Here is a 19828-nt window from a genome sequence, read left to right as displayed (position 1 = left end):
CCACGGAACCCACGGAACAATAGAGATAAGATCTGAAAAAGACTTTATAGGGTAATAGCCAACCCCCCAACTATTAGTAGGGGAGCCCTTACCATTAGCAGTATTTGAGTCGTTGTCACTGTTCGCTCTTGCCTTTTTCCGTGTCTTGCGTGGCAAAAATAGTCCTTAGTTTTTTACTTAATACAAACTGACCATATACTTACTTAGATTGGTATTAGATTAGAGAATGCGTTTTTTTGTCTAGTTAATTTATTCAAAGTATGGCTACACTAAGTCAGCACAGGGTGTTAATTGGCTTATTATCTGGTGAAGGATACAGAATGACCGACACTCATCTTTGGCAATTGATGCAGGCGCAAGACTATGTTTGCCCGTCACCGGCAACACTGACGCGCTTTCAACAATTATGGCGGAAAATATTGCGTGTTTTTGGACGAGAGGGCACAGAACAAATAGACAGTAATAGCAATGAAGAGTTAGCTTCGCATCACAGCTTTGATCACAGTGCGGCGGTCAGTGCCATGACGCATTGTCTGGCTAACTGGATGACAGATGCAAAATGTGAGGCGATTTTTTTACTTGACCCTCCCTTTAGTGGTACGGCTGCGATTGCTCGAGATTGGACCTGGCAACAAGGGTGGGCATTGGTGACTCCGCCCTCGATGGCGCAAATACAAGATGTGGATGTTGATGGCTGGTGGCAGCAGCAAGACGTGCATCATAGTGCTTGGTTGATTGATGATTTAGCACGTTTTTTCTTACGCAGCAGCGATGGCTTACGTTTTATTCGAGTGTTACTGCCAAGGTTGCTACAAGGAGATTTTGGCCAAGGTTTGGTTGTTTGTGATAGCTGGACTTTTGCTTTTTTGCGTCGTATTTGGCCCCTTAACTTACCGCGCGTGTATTGTTTTGCTCCTGCTAGTGCTGAGTTATTGCAATCTTTAGGGGCTAAAGGCCACCATCGGCAACTAACACGCGTAGTAGGCGAGGCGAGGGGAAATGTGGGGGTGGCGCTATCTTTATGGTCATGCCAGGTAAACTCAGAGCAGCAACCTCTTACGTTACCAGCACAAGCCGATGACAAAACAGGGTTTATTTTATACGCATTACTGGTGCACCGAGGATTAACTGGGAAGCGACTTCAAGAGGTGTTGTCAACGCTTGCTGCTGATGAGCTGAATGTTCAATTATTACGCTTGGCGCAGTTTGGCATAGTGGAGCCTGATGGTGAGTATTGGCGCTTAAACGTAGGTGGTTATTTACTGGCGCGTGAGTTTTTGGCTGAGCGAGATTATTTACTGGATGATTTTTAACGGGCGGTGAGTATGGATCCTAAACGTTTTATTGGCTTATTCCGAGAGCTTACAACCGACATCATACTTGAAGCTATATGGGTTGTGGTGATAGCCGTGCTCTTGATTTGGCTAACGCAGCGCATATTACCTTGGCTCGCTAGCCAGCTGCATAGTCAGCGCCGGTTATTTGTGCTGGCCTTGATCCCCACGTTTCGCATTTTAGTTATAGCCGGCGCTATACTTTGGATAATTCCATTATTTATTGAATTAACCGTACAAAATACGATCGCTATTTTAAGTGTAACCGGCCTAGCAATCGGCTTTGCGCTAAAAGATTACGTCAGTAGTCTATTAGCCGGTGTGGTTTCTGCATACGAAATGCCCTACCGACCAGGTGATTGGGTTGAAGTTGAAGGTCATTACGGTGAAGTGAGACATATCGGCATACGGGTGGTAGAAATAGTCACTCCACAAGATACGGTTATTTTTATTCCCCATCAAAAGATATGGACTGGGCTTATTCATAATGCCAATAATGGCGGTGCCAGTTTAATGTGTGTGGTTAACTTTTACCTAACCCCCGATCACAATGCTAATGAGGTGCGCCGAGTGCTAGAAGATGTGGCGCTATCTAGTCCTTATTTAAAACTAAGCCAACCTGTGGTGGTGCTATTAGAAGAGCAACCTTGGGGCACGCATTATCGTATTAAAGCTTATCCTATGGACCCACGACAGCAATTTCTATTTATGTCTGACTTAACGGCTCGTGGTAAAGACAGCTTACGTAATATGCCCGTCAACTTTGCTCGTGTCTCTACCGAGCAATCAATGGATGTTAGCCGCGCTTGAGCGGCGTGGTGTTGCGTTAAACGTACATTAGGTGGTGACTATATCGCTCAGGCGCTAAATGAAACCAATCATTTTTACGGAGCTAAATACAGTGCAGTAAAGTCTGCTGCAGTTACAGGGCGCCCAGTTAAGTAGCCTTGAATTAAGTCCACCTGATAATGGCGCAGTGCTTCAAGCTGTGCTTGGGTTTCTACTCCCTCTGCCACCACAGTCAGCTTAAGGCCTTTTGCCATACCGGTAATAGCGGCAAGAATAGCTTCGCTGCCAGCATTTTCATCCAGTTGTTGAATAAATGAGCGATCAACTTTTAGCGTAGTAAGGGGCAGCTGGTGCAAATAACTTAAAGAAGAATAGCCTGTGCCAAAGTCATCCATCGCAATATTGCAGCCAAGCTCACGCAGTGCCGTTAACACATGGATGGCCGGTTGTTGCTTGTCGAGTAAGATGCTTTCGGTTAGCTCAAAGCTTAGCAAGCCAGCCGGGAGCTGAAAAGTGTCATATAATGCACGAATTTGTGCAATTAAATCATGCTGCCAAAATTGCTGTGCTGATAAATTGACTGCCACCGGCACCGGAGATAATCCGGCGTCTAACCAATAACGCAACTGAGCGGCGACTTGGGTCATTAATAGTTTACTTAAAGGTAATATCAGCCCCGAGCGTTCGGCAAGCGCAATAAACTCAACCGGAGACACTTGCCCCAGCTCTGGGTGTTGCCAGCGTGCTAAGGCTTCCATGCTGACCAGTTGTGGTGACAATTGGCTAGAAAATAATGGCTGATAATGCAGGCTCAAACCGTCATTATTATCTATGGCGTTGCGCAATGCCGTTTCCATTGCAAGCCAGCGGTGTTCATGGGCGTCTAAGTGGGTGCTGTATAACCGATAAGTGTTACGGCCTTCTTGCTTCGCTCGATACATAGCAGCATCGGCTTGATGCAGTAATTGTTCAGTGTCGCTGGCATCATCTGGATAAAAGCTGATCCCCATGCTGCAGCCGATGCGAAAATGTTGATTTTTGAGCTGAAAGGGCGCGCCAATGGCCTCAATTAATCTTCTGGCCACCCGAGTCACTTCATCTGAATCAGTGATATCGGGTAAGACCGCAATAAACTCATCCCCACCTAAGCGCGCTAAGGTGTCATCTTCGCGTAATCGGGCGGCCATTCTACGAGAGACATCCAGTAATAGATCATCCCCTGCGGCATGGCCTAAGCTGTCATTGACTTGTTTAAAATGGTCAAGGTCGATAAACAACACCGCAAAGCGTTCTTTATGGCGATGAGCATGCCTTATGGCTTGCTCGAGCCGATCTTCTAATAATCGGCGGTTAGGTAATTGCGTTAGAGCATCATAATAGGCGAGCTTACGAATGTGATCTTCGTTTTCTCGAATGTGAGTAATGTCGGTAAACAAAGCCGCAAAGTGGGTAATATTACGGTTATCATCGTAAATAGTGGTAATTGTTAGTAATTCTAAATAGAGCTGGCCATTTTTATGGCGGTTCCAAATTTCTCCACGCCAATAGCCTTTATCTTGTAACGCTTGCCACATTTTTTCATAAAAAAGCTGATCATGGCGCCCTGAGGATAATACCGTGGGTTTTCCTCCTAACACTTCTTCTGCTGTATAGCCGGTGGTATGAGTAAACGCCGGATTAACAAAGGTTATTTCGCTGTTAGCATTGGTGATCATGACGCCTTCTAGTGAAGCATCAATTACCTGCTCGGCCAGTTGTAAACTTAACCGAGAGTGTTGTATGGCATTATCACGGGTGGCCAGTGCATGGTGCAGTTCAATATTATAGCGCTGTTCTGCGCCTTCCAATATATTGCGAAAGCCTAATAACCCCACAATACGTTGGCTATCTTTGTCTCTAACGGCCAAATGGCGTAGTCGTTTATCAATCAGCATATCTCTGGCACGCAATAAAGAACCCTTGGGTTCTATTGTTGCCAGAGGACGACTGGCCAGCTTGCTAAGTGGGGTCTCACCTGGGTGACATGCTACAAAACGCACCATGTCTCGCTCGGTAATAATACCAAACTCACCCGCTCCACAACTTACAATGGCGGCATCTTGTTGTTGTTCAAGCATAAAAGCGGCGGTTTGACCTAAGGTTAGCGAACCCGGTAACAACAAGGGATCTTTGTCCATGGTGTCGTTAACGGTGCGCAAGCTTAAGTACATTTCTAGCCCTTGCTTTAAGGCGACGTCAGTTTGCGAAATAATACCTTGTGGGTGGCCAGCATCGTCTGTTACTAAAAAGTGACGGCGTTGTTCATCATTAAAGCGCTTGGCAACGTCAGTAATGGAAGTTGCCATATTCACGCTGCTGACAGGGCTGCTCATCACCTCACCAATGGGAATGTGTGGTGAGTGAGGGTCATTAAAGTTAAAGCGTAAACTGTCGTGTTCTGTCCAAATGCCAACCGCTACGCCGTTTTTGATAACCAGCACCGAGCTGCATTGGCGCGCGGCCATACGCTCTGCCGCTTCATATAAGGGGGTGTTGGGTGCACAGGTAAGTAAGCCTTTATGCATCAAGCGCTCAACGGGCATGTCGGAGGAAGTTGAATTGAGGTAATTCACGTTAACTCTTCTAAAATTAAATCAAGTTCTCCCTAAACTTTAACATGTTCCACTGCGTTAACCGAAGAATACAGTGCATGTTAATCATCGTTTAGGGGGTGGAAATTAATGGACGGCAACGAAAGGTTTTTCGGGTTCGTCTTCTAACATTAAAAAACCCAGCTCTGCTATTTCTAACAATAGCTGTTGCGTGGCAATCAAGGCATGCTGCACTATCCATAAAAATTGTGCTTGATCGATCCCCGCTTGTGTATGTAAGTAGTCAGCAACAATGAGGCGAGGCAGGTTATCATCGACAATGTCGACAAATATCTTAAGGCTGGGGTAGTTCATATTCAAACGTGTTAAGTCTGCCATGATCGCCAGCAATGCCGTTGGTCTAACTTCAATTTCACTCGTTAGAATAGAGCCTTCATGCTCGACAAACAGCCGACTTTCTAACATGCCATCTAGCGCTTGCAACTCGGAAAAGTGAATGCCGTGGCAATTTTCACATACATAATGTTCGATATAGCCGGCATTGAGCCAGCGCATGGCTGTTTCTGCTGTTAACACTCAAACCCCCAAAATACGTAACGGTCTTTAAAGGCGTCAGTGTAAACCAAAGAAGGAAATTAGTAGAATAAAAAGCAAAAAATAAGCTCATCTGATCTTGAGGCGCGTTGTGATGCACGGCTTATATTGGTCTAAAAGCTCACCACGCCACCACAGGCTGTAATCTAGCTTTAAATACCTTCATGCCTTTACTTGGGGGATAATTTGCATTTATCAGCAAAAACAGGAATGCTCATTGAATGGCTTAAAAATAGACGCCTCTGATTTTAATAAGGAAAAGAAACTTGAAAACGCTACTTGTTGCAATCGATTTAGAACCCGGCTCTTTGCGGGTTGTTAACAGGGCGGCTGAACTTGCTGAACAACTGAAGGCCAAATTACACATTGTTCATGTGGTAGACGATGCCCTTACCTTGTATGAGCCTATGGTCGAAATTTCGGTACGCCATCGGTTACAACAAGCAGCAGAGGCTGCGTTACAAGATTTTTTTGAGCAGTTGCCACAGGCTGTACAGGCACACACGCACTGTCATGTTATTTTAGGAAAACCTCATCAGGCATTGAGCCGACAGGTAAACCAACTTTGCGCCGATATCTTAATTGTTGGGCGCCATCATATAGAACCGCTACGAGACTTATTTGTGGGCACCACCGCCGAGCGTCTGTTGCGCCATTGTGATATTCCACTTCTTATGGTGAGTGTTGACTCTGTGGTGGCGTATCAGCATATATTGGCAGCCACCGACTTTTCGCGTAGCTCGCATCATGCCTTGCAAGCCAGTTTAGCACTTGCGCCAAGTGCCGACATTCGATTGGTGCATGTGTGTGACCCTCCCTTTAGTGGCTTTGTGCGTTATGATCAGCACGATCTTGATACCATGTTAGAGCAAAAGCGCGAGCGCTTACGTCAAGAAGTGAGTACTGAAATGGCACACTTTTTAGCTGATGATGATCGCAGTCGTATTCTTACTGAGATTTTAACGGGGGAGGTTGAAGAATGCCTTACTCAAGCTGTAGAACAGCAGCGGCCACAGTTATTAGTGTTAGGGACTCACGGCCGACAGGGCATTAGCCGTTTGCTTATTGGCAGTGTCGCTACCCGTTTTTTAAGCACACTACCCTGTGATGTGCTAGTAGCACGGTAAAGTTAAGCTTTGCGCTCTTGCTTTAAAAAGACGGTCCATTTTCAGAAACACCGGTAACAATAGAGCGCCCATTCAACAGCGGCGCTCTCTAATCTTAAATACGTTACATAAACGCCACTTAACCCCAAGTCACTTACCGCAGACAAAAAGGCGTTAATGCGCTACAAACAAGCTTGGCCAGTCTTGTTGATTATGGCCCAGCACCAAAAAATAGGGGTTCAATAATTGTTGGGTATTACCGTAATCAAGAGGGGAGCCATTAAGTTGCACGACTGTGCCACCTGCTTGCTCCACCACACAATGAGCGGCTGCTGTATCCCATAATGAGGTAGGCCCTAAACGAGGGTAAACATCGGCGCTGCCTTCGGCCACCAAACATAATTTTAGTGAGCTGCCCATGGCCACAAGCTCATGTTCGCCCAGTTGTGCTAATAAACGAGGCATAGCATCGCCGGCATGAGAGCGGCTACCTACTACGCGCCAAGGTTGCTTTGGGGTATGCGTGGCAACAGTTAGGTCGCTCATTTTTCCTTGAGCATCTATTTTTTGTGCGCCTAGCCCGCGTGCTGCAGTATAACAAAGGCCTAAAGCAGGTGCATAAACCACACCTAATACCGGCTTGCCATGTTCTACTAAGGCGATGTTGACGGTGAATTCGCCATTACGTTTAATAAATTCTTTAGTGCCATCCAATGGATCAATTAACCAGTAGCGGCCTTGAGTATCAGCGCCAGCAAAAGAGGCGGTGTCTTCTTCTGATAATACCGGTAGCAAAGGAGCTAATTGTGTTAATTGTTGCTCAATAAGTTGGTGCGCCGCTGCATCAGCTTCAGTGAGCGGTGAGTTGTCTGCTTTTTCGGTCACACTAAATGGGCGAGCGTATATTTCCATAATTAAGGCACCGGCTTCACGTGCGATGGCGGTAACTTCTGTAACTAAGCGGGTTGTCAGATACTGCTTATGCATACTGAGCTCCAATAAGATGACGTTTTAGATGTATCTTTATGATATAAAAAAAGCAGGCTTATTCCTATTTGTCTGTCGTGCTATTTTCATACAGCGCTATTAGGTACAAGCAGACGATAAATGTGCACACTCTTTGAACTTTAAGCCAACAGTCGGTATCCTTAGCGCCTTCGGCTAATGCCTCCTTTCTTTTCATCCCGTTAATTTGTGAGTTCGCTTCTTGATTTCCACTAACAACATCACCATGCAATTCGGCGCCAAGCCGCTATTTGAAAATATTTCCGTTAAGTTCGGTGACGGCAACCGCTATGGCCTTATTGGTGCCAACGGTTGTGGTAAGTCCACCTTTATGAAAATTATGGGGGGCGATCTTGATCCTAGTGCTGGCAACATCAGCCTAGATGCTAACGAACGGCTGGGTAAACTACGCCAAGATCAGTTTGCCTTTGAAGAATACCGAGTGTTAGATGTGGTGATGATGGGGCACTCAGAGCTGTGGGCTGCTATTCATGAGCGCGATGCGATTTATGCTAATTTAGAAGCCAGCGATGATGACTATATGAAAGCGGCTGAGCTTGAAGGCGTGGTGGCTGAATATGACGGTTATACCGCCGAAGCGCGTGCTGGTGAATTGCTGATCGGCGTGGGTATTGACGTGGCTCAACACACAGGGCCTATGAGTGAAGTAGCGCCGGGCTTAAAGCTGCGAGTACTGCTGGCGCAAGCGTTGTTTTCTAACCCCGATGTATTGCTGCTTGATGAGCCAACCAACAACTTGGATATTGACACCATCCGCTGGCTAGAAAGTGCGCTAAACGAGCGTAATAGCACCATGGTTATTATTTCTCATGATCGCCATTTTTTAAACAGTGTGTGCACGCACATGGCTGACTTAGACTTTGGTGAGCTGCGCGTGTATCCGGGAAATTACGACGACTATATGCTGGCGTCGACTCAAGCACGTGAACGCTTAATGTCTGACAACGCTAAGAAAAAGACACAAATTGCCGATCTACAATCCTTTGTAGCACGTTTTAGTGCCAACGCATCTAAAGCCAAGCAGGCCACCTCGCGTGCCAAGCAGATAGATAAAATTAAGCTAGAAGAAGTTAAAGTCTCTAGCCGTCAAAACCCCTTTATACGTTTTGAACAAGATAAAAAGCTCTATCGTAATATACTCGAAGTTGAACAATTGGCTCAGGGTTACGACGATAATATTTTATTTAGCAATCTCGATATGTTGGTTGAAGTCGGTGAGCGCATTGCCATTTTGGGGCCCAATGGGGTAGGTAAAACAACCTTAGTTAAAACCCTATGTGGTGAACTTGCGCCTAAAAGTGGGCATTATAAATGGTCTGAAAATGCCAGTATTGGTTATTATGCCCAAGATCATAGTGCCGATTTTGATGTTAATTTAACGGTATTTGACTGGATGAGCCAGTGGCAACAGCCCGGAGACGATGAACAAACTGTGCGCAGTGTGTTGGGGCGTTTATTGTTTAGCCAAGACGACATTAAGAAAAAAGTGGGCGTATTATCGGGCGGGGAGCAAGGCCGTATGTTGTTTGGCAAGCTCATGATGCACAAACCTAACATCTTAATTATGGATGAGCCGACCAACCACCTGGATATGGAATCGATTGAGTCGCTGAACATGGCATTAGAGCTGTATGAAGGGACGTTAATCTTTGTCTCTCACGACCGTGAGTTTGTTTCTTCGTTAGCCACGCGAATTTTAGAACTCAGTGAAAGCGGCGTTCGTAACTTTAGCGGCAGCTACGAAGAATACTTACGAGAAAAAGGCATCGTATAGCTTATAGCAACCTGGAAAACTAGCTGATCAGGTTTTATGGCTTCTGTAGGGTCGATTTCAATCGACTAAAAACCATAACAAGGCCTAAAGAGGTCGAATAAATTCGACCCTAGGCTCGGGGTAGATTGGTATTATCTAACCTTATAGGTTAAACGCTAAAAAAGCCCCAGCAGACACTGTCTGCTGGGGCTTTTACGTTATTTTAGACCATGCTTTTAGCGTAAAATTAACATGGGTTGACGAGACTCTTTAAGCATCAAATTAGTAATACTGCCTAATAGCCACTGGCGAATACGAGAATGGCCATACGCGCCCATCACCAGTAAATCGATGTCTTGTTTTTCTTGGTAAGCCAGTAGGTTTTGTTTCACCTCACCTTGTAACAATGCTGATACCGCTTTAAGCCCCGCTTCTTCTAACTGTAAGCGGGCGACTTCTAGCTGCTCAAGGTTTTGTGGATCAGGGCCGGCTACCATCACTAAGTGGCATTCTAGGCCTTTAAATAGTGGTGAAGAGCTGATCATATCTAAGCCCTTGCGCGTGGTTTTACTGCCATCAAACGCCAGCATCACTTTTTTGGGCTGTGAAAAGGTGTCTAACGTGAGTAATAACGGCTTATCTGTAGTACGAATAACTTGCTCTACGTGGCTCCCTAAACGATGAGTTGAGTCGTCTTCATTTGCACCTTGGCGGCCTAATACCAGCAGCTGACTGTAGTCATCGTACTGCTCTAACTCTTCCACAATACGGCCTTGTTGCTGAATGGTGCGTGGCTTTGCATAGCCAGACTCCACAATATGCTGTGCAGCGTTGTCGAGTATTTTTTGACTGTGCTCTTTAGCTAAGGCTTCACGCTTGGCATCCAGATCAGCCAATTCTTGGGTCACGTTATCTTGCATACTGAGAGTGGCCGCCCCACTAATGTTATACAATAACGTAGGTTCACGTTTTGGTAATATATGCAATAAGACAAGGGAGGCATCTAGCTGACGGCTGGCCCAAGCGGCGTAGTCGCACACAGTAACTGTGTGTTTAGAGCCATCAATACAGGCTAATACATTGGTTCTCATATGTTTCATCCCGATGATAAGTTATTGACTTTAAAATAAAAGAATCGCGGGGGCTCCGACTCAAATTCAATGTAGCATACTTCAATGCGGATAAAGCTTGATGTCTATCAAATTTCACACTTTTGTCACAAAATGAGTTACAAAAAAACCGCCACGCATGTGCGAGGCGGTTTTATGAATACAGTATTGTTATAACTTAGCCTGATGGGCCGCTTAGCGTAAAATTAATAATGGTAGCGTGGCATTGCGGATCATGGCCGCTGTGGTACTGCCGAGAATTAACTGGCGGATACGCGAATGACCGTAGGCACCCATCACCATTAGGTCAATTTTTTGTAGCTCTTGATATTGCGTAAGCACCTGCTCTACAGGACCGGTTATAATACGGCTATAAGGTGTGATGTCTGCTTCTTGTAGCAAGACACTGGCCCAGTTTAATTGCTCACGGTTTAGCTCATTATCTTCGCCAACCAATACAATATGCACTTCTAATCCTGCCAGCAGACGACTGTTTGCCAATAAGGTGACTGCCTGTTTGGTGCTGTCACTGCCATCAAAGGCCAGTAGCACTTTTTGTGGTGCCTTAAAGTAGTCTTTGGTAAGTAGCATAGGGCAGCGTAAGGTACGTGTTAATTGCTCTACATGGCGACCTAAGTGGGGGGCATCTACGGCTGAGTTGGCCCCGTGGCGCCCAAGCACTAATAAACGGGTGCTTGGCTCAAGCTCGGCGACTGTGTCTACCAGCTCACCATGCCTTTGTATTATGCTTGCCAAGACCCCGCTTTTTAGCACATGTGCTTGAGCGGCTTCTAATAACTGTTGGCCCCGCTCAGCTGATTGCTTGTTTTGTTTGGCATCAATATCGCTTAAGTGGGTTAAAAGTTGTTCTTGGCTGCCCAAGCCAATGCTGCCACTTAAGTCTGAGGGCACACTGGCGGCAACTTTATTTGGTACATGCAGTAAATGCAGTGGGGCATCTAGGCGCAAGCTTGCCCAAGTTGCCGCATCAGCGACGGCGTTAGCGTAACGCGAGCCATCTATACAGGCCATTACATTAGTCGTCATGGTGTTCTCCTTTGCGTGGCTCTCAATTTAGTTGTCCATTAGCTTAGCAACGGCTTTGGGATCATTATGAACTGCAAACTTATCAACTAAGGTTGCGCTGGCTTTATTTAAACCAATCACCTCTACCTCACCGCCTTCACGTTTAAAGCTTAATACCACTTTATCTAAAGCTGCAATGGCACTAATGTCCCAAAAGTGTGCTCGAGAAACGTCGATGCGTACCTTTTTAACGACTTCTTTAAAATCAAAAGCACCCACAAACTGCTCGGTAGACGTAAAAAACACTTGGCCAGTGACTTGATACTCACGAGTATGATTATCGGGTTTGTGTGACCCCACATACAATATTTGCCCCACCTTGTTGGCAAAAAATAGCGCACTAAGGAGTACCCCAACCAAAACACCATACGCCAGATTGTGAGTTATCACTACTGTGGCAACCGTGGCAACCATAACAATGCTTGAGCTCACAGGGTTGGCTTTTAAGTTAACGATAGAGCTCCAGCTAAAGGTACCAATAGACACCATTATCATCACAGCCACCAAGGCTGCCATTGGAATTTGTGAGACCCAAGGGCCTAAAAATACTACCATCATTAGCAGCACAACACCGGCAACCAAGGTAGACAAGCGGCCTCGGCCGCCCGACTTTACGTTAATCACTGACTGACCAATCATGGCACAACCGGCCATGCCACCTAATACCCCTGTGGCTAAGTTAGCCAAACCTTGACCTTTACACTCGCGATTTTTGTTACTTTTGGTATCGGTTAAGTCATCTACAATGGTGGCAGTCATCATCGATTCCAGTAAGCCCACGACCGCCAGCGACAGCGAGTAAGGGAAAATAATCAGCAAGGTGTCCAGGTTTAAAGGCACATCAGGCCATAAAAAAATAGGCAGGCTGTCGGGCAGCTCGCCCATATCACCCACAGTGCGAATATCAATTCCTAGTAAAATTGCAACCAATGTTAAGCTAACAATACACACTAAAGGGGAGGGCAGTAACTTACCCAAATATGGCACCAGTGGCAGTAAATAAATAATACCTAACCCTGCAGCTGTCATGGCATAAACATGCCAAGTGACATTAATAAGCTCAGGCAATTGCGCCATAAAAATCAAAATGGCTAATGCATTCACAAAACCGGTGACCACAGAGCGTGACACAAAACGCATGAGCTCGCCTAAGCGTAAATAGCCGGCAATAATTTGCAGCAAACCGCACAGTAGAGTGGCGGCCAGTAGATATTCTAAGCCATGCTCTTTAACAAGCGTTACCATAAGGAGCGCCATGGCCCCGGTGGCTGCCGAAATCATGCCAGGTCGGCCCCCAGCAAAGGCAATAACCACCGCCATACTAAAAGAAGCATATAAGCCAACTTTAGGATCGACACCGGCAATAATAGAAAAGGCAATGGCTTCAGGGATCAAGGCTAAGGCCACAACTAGGCCGGCCAAAACGTCTCCTCGAATATTAAAAAACCAAGTTTGTTTGAGGGTCGATAGCATGGTGAATGTTCCAGGTTATAGAGCGAGAGTGCAGATCACAAAGCCGCGCTTGCGATCACATAAGACATTACTCTAGGTCAGTGCCAACAAAGCCCTGCAGTGCAAAATAGTGAAGCGTGCAAGTGAGAATAATGTCTTGGTTTTATTCAAGGTATTACGTTATTTTTTCAATATAGTGACGTATATTATCAAGCCTATACGCCAAATCGCGGCCATTATAGGGGGCTGGCGCCTGTGTCACAAGAGCCACTTGGGCTGCTGAATAAGGCCCCTTGCCTGAATAACGGCGCTTGTTATGGCTTAGGCAAGAAGGGGGTGCTGGCGGCAATCACATGGTGAGCAAACCCGCTGCCTGCTTCTTCATAGATATTAAAGATATCATCGGCGCCCAGTTCGCGCAGTTGCGCACCTTCATCGGGATAGCAAATAATGGCGGCGACACGGCCCTTAAAATGGTTATAGCGAATTTGTTCTAGAGCGTACAAATTACCTGCATGGTTAGGCATGGCTAAAAAGATATATTCTAATTGGGCGCTAATACTGGTTTTATCCCAAAAGTCAGAGTCAGATGCATCTCCCTCAATAGCATTAATATCCAGCTCTTTTAATAGCGCTATCTTTTTAACATCACTGTCTATGCCCAGTAACTGCCCAGGATAGCGCTGCTCAAGCTCCATATAAGCCCCTTGTCCAATACGGCCCATTCCAATAATTAATACCTTCGCATCGCCTAACTCAATGGGTTGGTCATTGGGATGTAAATGGGTATTTTCTTTGGGTTGAAAGCGTGTGATTAGGCGCCGGTATAAACTTTCGTTATGGCTATTGAGTGGGGCTGACACCACAAAAGATAAGGCCAACGCCAGTGAGACCACAATAGCCCAGTCATTACTTAATAGCCCTTGTTTAGCGGCAAGGGCGGCCACAATAAGGCCAAACTCTGAATAGTTAGATAGGCTAAATGTGGCGAGTAAGGCGGTACGAATACGCAGCTTTGAGCGTTTGTATAAACCATAATAAACAACGCTTTTAAGGGGTAATACTAATAATAAGATGCCGGCAATCCATACCGCTTCTATTGTTGGTAAGCCGTTAAGGCCGATACTTAAGAAAAAAGCCACTAAAAAAAGCTCTTTCATATTAAAAAGCGAACGTGCTAATGCCGATGCGCTGTAATGTGAAGCCAGCATCATGCCAACGACTAAAGCGCCTAAGTCTCCTTTTAACCCCACTAATTCAAAACCACCATGGCCTATCACTAAGGCTAAGAAAACGGCAAATAAGGTTTGTAACTCACCGTGACCAATGCGCGACATCACCTTAAAAGACACAAAGCGCAGCAGCGGTAATAAGATGATTAAACTGAATGCCCAAAGGGTGGGCAGTTTGCCACTGGATGCAGTTAAAAAGGCTACCGCAAACAAATCTTGCATCACCAGTACCCCAATGGCAATTCGGCCATAAAAGGTGCTCATATCGCTGCGCTCTTCCAATACTTTTACGGCAAATACTGTGCTAGAAAAACTTAAGGCAAAGCCCATCAGCATGGCTTGGCGCCACTCTAGTTCCATGGCGAGGCTAAAACCGACCGCTTTTATGGCTAATAACACCACAGTAAAAAGTAGGGTCGATAATACGATGTGTCCTGAGGCGGTGCCCCACACTTCTTTTTTTAGCAGTGTTTTAATATCGAGCTTAAGACCAATACTAAACAGCAACAGAGTCACGCCCAAATTGGCCAATGTGTCTAGGGTGGCGTTACTTTGATACCCCATGGCATTAAGCACAAAGCCTGCTGCCAAAAAACCAATTAATGGCGGCAGATTAATTAAGTAAACCAGTAAGCCACAGCCAAAAGCAATAGCAATAAAAGAGGGATCCATTACATCAACTTATTGTTTATATGAGGTCAAAATAAATCTATATCAGCGACTGAAGCATAGACATGCTGAGGACGAAACGGCATCTTGTCAATGTCTTCAACTTGGCTCACGCCCGTTAGTACTAATGCGGTTTCTAGGCCTGCCTGAAAGCCTGCGAGAATATCAGTATTTAAGTTATCACCAATAATAAGGGTATTTTCAGAGTGGGCATCCATGTGGTTTAACGCCGCGCGAATAATCCAGGCGCTGGGTTTACCGACATAAAAAGGTTTTTTGCCGGTCATGCGCTCAATAGGCGCGCACAAGGCGCCACAAGCAGGGTGCATCTTGGGGCCGTGAGTGTCGGGGTTGGTGGCAATAAAGCGCGCACCCTCTGCGACAAAGCGGGCAGCCATTTGCATCATACTCCAATTGTAATTACGGGTTTCGCCCACCACCACAAAGTCGGGGTCAATATCGGTAATGGTAAACCCCGACTTATATAACTCGTGAATTAAGGCTCCCTCACCAATTACATACGCTTTTTGACCATTTTGGCGCATCAAAAAATCGGCCGTAGCCATGGCTGACGTATAAAACAGTGACTCAGAAACTTCTATGCCGGCCGAATAAAAACGGTTTTGTAGATCTCGTGGCGTTTGTGCAGGGTAATTAGTTAAAAATAGTAAATTAATATTTTGCTCAAGCACTCGCCGGACAAAGGCATCTGCCCCAGGAATAAGCTCGTTATTGTGCAGTATGACACCATCAATATCGCAGATAATATTTTTTGTATTCATCATATTTCGAACTCTCCTGACCCCAAGCATTAATATGGGAACATTAAATGATAAGCAGATGACAATGGCATTATATTATCAGTTTGCGATGCATTTGAGCAGGGTGCCTAACTGATGTGTACGCCGTTGAATGGTTCGAGCTCGACCTTGTACATAAGTTGACGGCTGGCTTGCATCATACACCCTAGGGTTTGGCAACACAGCAGCAAGCAAAGCTGCTTGATGGCGGCTTAAATTGGCCGCTGAGGTATTAAAGTAAGCCTGTGCAGCAGCTTCGGCACCATAAATGCCTGGGCCAAACTCGGCAATGTTTAAATACAGCGTCATCACACGTGATTTAGGCAGTATCAGTTCGAGCATAGGGGTATAAACGGCCTCTAAGCCTTTACGTATAAAACTGCGACCTGGCCATAAGTAGAGATTTTTGGCCGTTTGCATACTAATAGTACTGCCGCCTCTTAATTTGCCCTGATGTTGAAATTCACCTAATACATCGGCAAAAGCTTCCCAGTCAAAGCCATTATGCTGACAAAATTTATTATCTTCGGCGGCAATAACAGACGCTTTTAGATGATGAGAGATACCCGCAGCAGGTTGCCAGTGTTTTGCCCAACCTTCGCCCTCAAATAAGCGGATCACCATCAAGGGAGTTGCAGGTACGGGCACATAACGATAGACCAGTGTAAGCAGCAAGGGCCCCAGTATGAGCAACATCAGTAGCCAGAAAAAACAGCGCTTTAAAAAAGAGAACATTTAACACGGTCCTTGTTGTGAATAAGCGGGTAGTTGCTATCTTAGCTACTTGCCATCAATACCTCATTTTTGGAGAAACACCATGACCTCTTTTATTCGCGAGTTGCCCAAAGTTGAATTGCACTTACATATAGAAGGTACATTAGAGCCAGAAATGGTATTTGCCTTAGCTAAACGCAATGGTATCACCCTCGATTATGCTGATGAAAGCGCCTTGCGGGCAGCTTATCAGTTTAGCGACTTACAATCGTTTTTAAATGTTTATTATCAAGGCATGCAGGTATTACAAACCGAACAGGACTTTTTTGATCTTACCTGGGCCTATTTAGCGCGCAGCCATGAAGATAATGTGTGCCATGTCGAAATATTTTTTGACCCCCAAGCGCATACCGAGCGCGGGGTGGCATTTGAGCATGTCATTGGCGGCATTGTTAGGGCACTTGATAAAGCTAAGCAACAGTGGGGGATCACCAGTTGTGTGATCATGTCATTTTTACGTCATTTATCACAAGAAGCCGCTTTTGCTACGCTGCGCGAGGCTGAGCCGTTTAAGCATTTGTTAGCGGGTGTTGGGCTAGATTCTGCCGAAGCAGGTAATCCGCCAACTAAATTTACTGAAGTGTATGCGGCTGCCGCTGCGCAAGGTTACCGACTGGTGGCGCATGCAGGGGAGGAGGGCCCAGCCAGTTACATTCGCGATGCGCTTGATATTTTAAAGGTTGAGCGCATTGATCACGGTGTAGCTGCTATTCATGATGCCCCTTTAATGGCCCGACTTGCCCAAGAGCGAATACCGTTAACTGTGTGTCCTTTATCTAATCTTAAGCTTAATGTGATTCGTGATATGAGCGAACATCCGATACTTGAACTGTTACATGCTGGTTTGTGTGTCACTGTAAATGCCGATGACCCTGCTTATTTTGGTGGTTATATGACGGCAAATTACCAGGTATTACAGCAAGGGTTAGGGGCCAGCCATCAAGACATATTGCAGTTAGCCCTGAATAGCGTAGAGGCCTGTTGGTTAACGCCTGCAGAAAAAACGGAGCTTACTCAGCGAATCCATGCACACGGAGCCAAGTATTAACGGTGATTAATACTAAAAATGGGGCTGCGAGCAGGCAGCCCCTCTGCCTATGGCACCGCTGGCGTCCGGTCGGCGTGTGGTGTAATAAAATAGGATTAAAGAAATTAAGCGGCGCGCCGATACGCTGTGTATCGAGAAATAGGAGAGCCGCTGTGCGTATTATTACCTTAATAGCTGGACTAACAATGTGCGCAGGAGCGTGGGCTCAACCGCGGGTGTACTTAGCCAATATGGATCAATCATTATGGCGTTTAACGTCTGATTCAGCCATAGAATGTCGGCTAGAGCACCCTATTCCTCGGTTTGGTACTGGGGCTTTTGTTAGTCGTGCGGCTAAAAATATCAATTTAGAATTTGCACTTAATGCATTACGCGGCCAGCCACGCACTCAAACTGCGGCGCTTGTTAGTGAGCCCCCGCAATGGCAACCAGGCCGAGGGGCGCATAACTTATCTAAGGTTACTTTCTATCAGCAGTTTGACGCTATGGTTGAGCAGCAATCGGCATGGGTCATGCTAGAAGAGCTTAACCAAGGGCGCTGGCCCACTTTTTATTTTGATGACTGGTTTCGTAACGGAAAGCAAACGGGCGTTGGATTATCGTCGGTAAACTTTCGTGCACGTTACGATGCATTTTTGGATTGCCAAGCCAACTTATTGCCTTATAGCTTTGAAGATATTGCCTTTAGTGTGCTTAATTATGTAAATAATGAAGATGAGCTAACCGAACACTCTAGCCAGCGGTTGGCGATGATCACTGAATACGTAAAAGCGGACCCTAATATTGATGAAGTGGTTATTAATGCTTACACCGACAGTTTTGGTACCGCTTATCATAACCGTCAGTTATCAGAGCGCCGCGCTAATGCGATTAAAAGCTACTTTATTGAATTAGGCCTGCCAGAAGGCAGCGTGAGCTTAGAAGGTCATGGCGAACGACGCCCCATTGCCGATAACCGTGAGCCTGAAGGGCGCAACACCAACCGCCGGGTGGTGATAAGCCTAGGCACAAAAACGCACATCTAATACAAGGTGACTCTCTCAAGCGATTAACCTTTACTTTAAACATCATTAGCAAGATGGCTAAACGCCACTCCCCTCACGTTTCGCACCTTCTTATCTCTTCGTATTACAGGCATAATAATGCGCTTATTATGGCTGTGCTTACACAAAGTATTCTTCGTTTAGGGATTGAATAAACATGACTTGGTTAATGTATATGGCGCTAGGGGCGTTTGCGGGCACTCTGGCGGGATTGTTTGGGGTGGGTGGTGGTTTAATTATCGTACCGGTGCTGATTATTAGCTTTAAATTGCAAGGCATAGGCGGTGATTTAGTGACTCACATGGCAGTAGGCACCTCATTAGCCACCATTATGTTTACCTCGCTCAGCTCCATTCATACTCACCATAGTCGTAAAGCGATAGACTGGAAGTTAGCAGCCATGATGTCGGTGGGTATTATTGTGGGGGCTTGGTTAGGGGGATATACCGCAGATAAATTATCTGGCCCGCTATTACAGCGATTAATTGGGCTGTTTGCCTGGCTAATGGCTGCCCAAATGCTGTTTAGTTTGGCGCCACAAGGTGGGGCACAATTACCTAATAAACCAGTACAAGCAGCCGTGGGGGGCATTATTGGTTGGGCGTCTGGTATTTTTGGTATTGGCGGCGGTTCGTTAACGGTTCCTTTTTTAACCTGGTGTTCGGTGCCCATGCAAAGAGCGGTTGCAGTTTCTGCTGTGTGTGGGTTCCCTATTGCCTTGGTTGGGGCGCTTAGCTACGTGGTACACGGTATGGAGCATGACTCCTTGCCTAGCGAGGCCTTAGGTTATGTGTACTTACCGGCGCTATTAGGGGTTAGTGTTGCCAGTATGCCCTTTGCGCGTTTTGGTGCTATTTTAGCGCATAAGTTATCGGCTCCTGCTTTAAAACGCGCCTTTGCGGTATTTTTGATTATTGTGGGCGCAAAGTTCTTATTATTTCCAGGTTAAGGAAGAGACAGGCTTTCAGTCTGTCACTTAGTCACATCTTTTACTTGCATCATAAATAAAAATAAGAGAAGTGATTTAGTCGGTTCGGCCTGCATAACGGCCAAACAAAGGGTCTTCTTCACCGACACGCTGCAAGTACCTCCCTGTAGCGCTCAGCACATAACCTCCCTGTTATGTGACGGTCGGTGAAGAAGATCCCTTTATCCGGCCACATACCACTGTATCGCTTGTTAGCGTCGATGACCGACATCCTTGAGCTCATGTTTTAAATCGAACCATTGCCTAACAACTGATGAGCCAGCATTCGCCTACACATTCAGGCAACTCGGTGTTAATGGGAAGGCAGAGGGTGTCTGCTCCGTCGACCCTTTTTAATTAGGCATAAAAAAAGCCAGTGCTAAGCACTGGCTTTTAAAGGATGGTGGAGGAGACTGGATTCGAACCAGTGAAGGCGGAGCCGTCAGATTTACAGT

The 19828-nt window shown here is 46.0% G+C and carries 16 protein-coding genes; 7 read left to right on the top strand and 9 right to left on the bottom strand.

Translation table 11 applies throughout. From position 1 onward, the window contains the following. Positions 1–320 precede the first annotated feature (320 nt). Positions 321–1313, top strand: coding sequence for a hypothetical protein (locus ACTHY5_RS05735; RefSeq protein ID WP_441877651.1), 993 nt, complete (start codon positions 321–323; stop codon positions 1311–1313). A 12-nt stretch (positions 1314–1325) separates the two neighbouring features. Next, a complete protein-coding gene (locus ACTHY5_RS05730; RefSeq protein WP_441877648.1) occupies positions 1326–2144 on the top strand; it encodes a mechanosensitive ion channel family protein in 819 nt (272 codons plus the stop codon). A gap of 74 nt (positions 2145–2218) precedes the next feature. Here ACTHY5_RS05730 and ACTHY5_RS05725 read toward each other — a convergent pair whose 3' ends face one another. Beyond that, a complete protein-coding gene (locus ACTHY5_RS05725) occupies positions 2219–4735 on the bottom strand; it encodes an EAL domain-containing protein (protein WP_441877645.1) in 2517 nt (838 codons plus the stop codon). Positions 4736–4840: 105 nt separating this feature from the next. Continuing rightward, positions 4841–5269 (bottom strand): YbjN domain-containing protein, encoded by a 429-nt coding sequence (locus tag ACTHY5_RS05720; RefSeq protein WP_441877657.1) that lies wholly within the window; start codon positions 5267–5269, stop codon positions 4841–4843. Positions 5270–5574: 305 nt separating this feature from the next. Between ACTHY5_RS05720 and ACTHY5_RS05715 the strand changes: the two genes are divergently transcribed. After that, positions 5575–6435, top strand: a complete 861-nt coding sequence (locus ACTHY5_RS05715) for a universal stress protein (RefSeq protein WP_441877642.1) — start codon at positions 5575–5577, stop codon at positions 6433–6435. 153 nt (positions 6436–6588) lie between these two features. Here ACTHY5_RS05715 and cysQ read toward each other — a convergent pair whose 3' ends face one another. Continuing rightward, positions 6589–7401, bottom strand: a complete 813-nt coding sequence (gene cysQ / locus ACTHY5_RS05710) for a 3'(2'),5'-bisphosphate nucleotidase CysQ (RefSeq protein ID WP_441877639.1) — start codon at positions 7399–7401, stop codon at positions 6589–6591. 220 nt (positions 7402–7621) lie between these two features. On the opposite strand from cysQ, the gene ACTHY5_RS05705 reads away from it, so the two are divergent. Further along, positions 7622–9214 (top strand): ABC-F family ATPase, encoded by a 1593-nt coding sequence (locus ACTHY5_RS05705; protein WP_441877636.1) that lies wholly within the window; start codon positions 7622–7624, stop codon positions 9212–9214. A 215-nt stretch (positions 9215–9429) separates the two neighbouring features. Here ACTHY5_RS05705 and ACTHY5_RS05700 read toward each other — a convergent pair whose 3' ends face one another. The 6 genes from ACTHY5_RS05700 to mtgA form a co-directional block, all read right to left on the bottom strand. Beyond that, on the bottom strand, positions 9430–10284 hold the full coding sequence (locus ACTHY5_RS05700; protein WP_441877633.1) for a universal stress protein: 855 nt from the start codon (positions 10282–10284) through the stop codon (positions 9430–9432). A 213-nt stretch (positions 10285–10497) separates the two neighbouring features. Continuing rightward, entirely contained in the window at positions 10498–11349 is an 852-nt protein-coding gene (locus ACTHY5_RS05695; RefSeq protein WP_441877631.1) for a universal stress protein, read from the bottom strand. Positions 11350–11376: 27 nt separating this feature from the next. Next, entirely contained in the window at positions 11377–12861 is a 1485-nt protein-coding gene (locus ACTHY5_RS05690) for a SulP family inorganic anion transporter (RefSeq protein WP_441877628.1), read from the bottom strand. Positions 12862–13154: 293 nt separating this feature from the next. Further along, the gene (locus ACTHY5_RS05685) at positions 13155–14744 is read right to left on the bottom strand and encodes a cation:proton antiporter domain-containing protein (protein WP_441877625.1); all 1590 of its coding nucleotides are present in this window, start codon (positions 14742–14744) and stop codon (positions 13155–13157) included. A gap of 26 nt (positions 14745–14770) precedes the next feature. Beyond that, positions 14771–15523, bottom strand: a complete 753-nt coding sequence (locus ACTHY5_RS05680; protein WP_441877654.1) for an HAD-IIA family hydrolase — start codon at positions 15521–15523, stop codon at positions 14771–14773. Positions 15524–15601: 78 nt separating this feature from the next. Next, entirely contained in the window at positions 15602–16276 is a 675-nt protein-coding gene (gene mtgA, locus ACTHY5_RS05675; protein WP_441877622.1) for a monofunctional biosynthetic peptidoglycan transglycosylase, read from the bottom strand. An 82-nt stretch (positions 16277–16358) separates the two neighbouring features. Here mtgA and ACTHY5_RS05670 point away from each other — a divergent pair, with 82 nt between their 5' ends. From ACTHY5_RS05670 to ACTHY5_RS05660, 3 genes are all read left to right on the top strand, one after another. Next, complete coding sequence (locus tag ACTHY5_RS05670) at positions 16359–17363, top strand: adenosine deaminase (protein WP_441877619.1); 1005 nt, start codon at positions 16359–16361, stop codon at positions 17361–17363. Between the two features lie 152 nt (positions 17364–17515). After that, positions 17516–18388, top strand: a complete 873-nt coding sequence (locus tag ACTHY5_RS05665; protein WP_441877616.1) for a flagellar protein MotY — start codon at positions 17516–17518, stop codon at positions 18386–18388. Between the two features lie 175 nt (positions 18389–18563). Next, on the top strand, positions 18564–19355 hold the full coding sequence (locus tag ACTHY5_RS05660) for a sulfite exporter TauE/SafE family protein (protein WP_441877613.1): 792 nt from the start codon (positions 18564–18566) through the stop codon (positions 19353–19355). The last annotated feature ends 473 nt before the right edge of the window (positions 19356–19828 follow it).

It is taken from the genome of Oceanisphaera sp. (genome assembly GCF_052084945.1).
GTDB lineage: Bacteria > Pseudomonadota > Gammaproteobacteria > Enterobacterales > Aeromonadaceae > Oceanimonas.
This window is presented reverse-complemented; position numbering and strand designations above follow the sequence as displayed.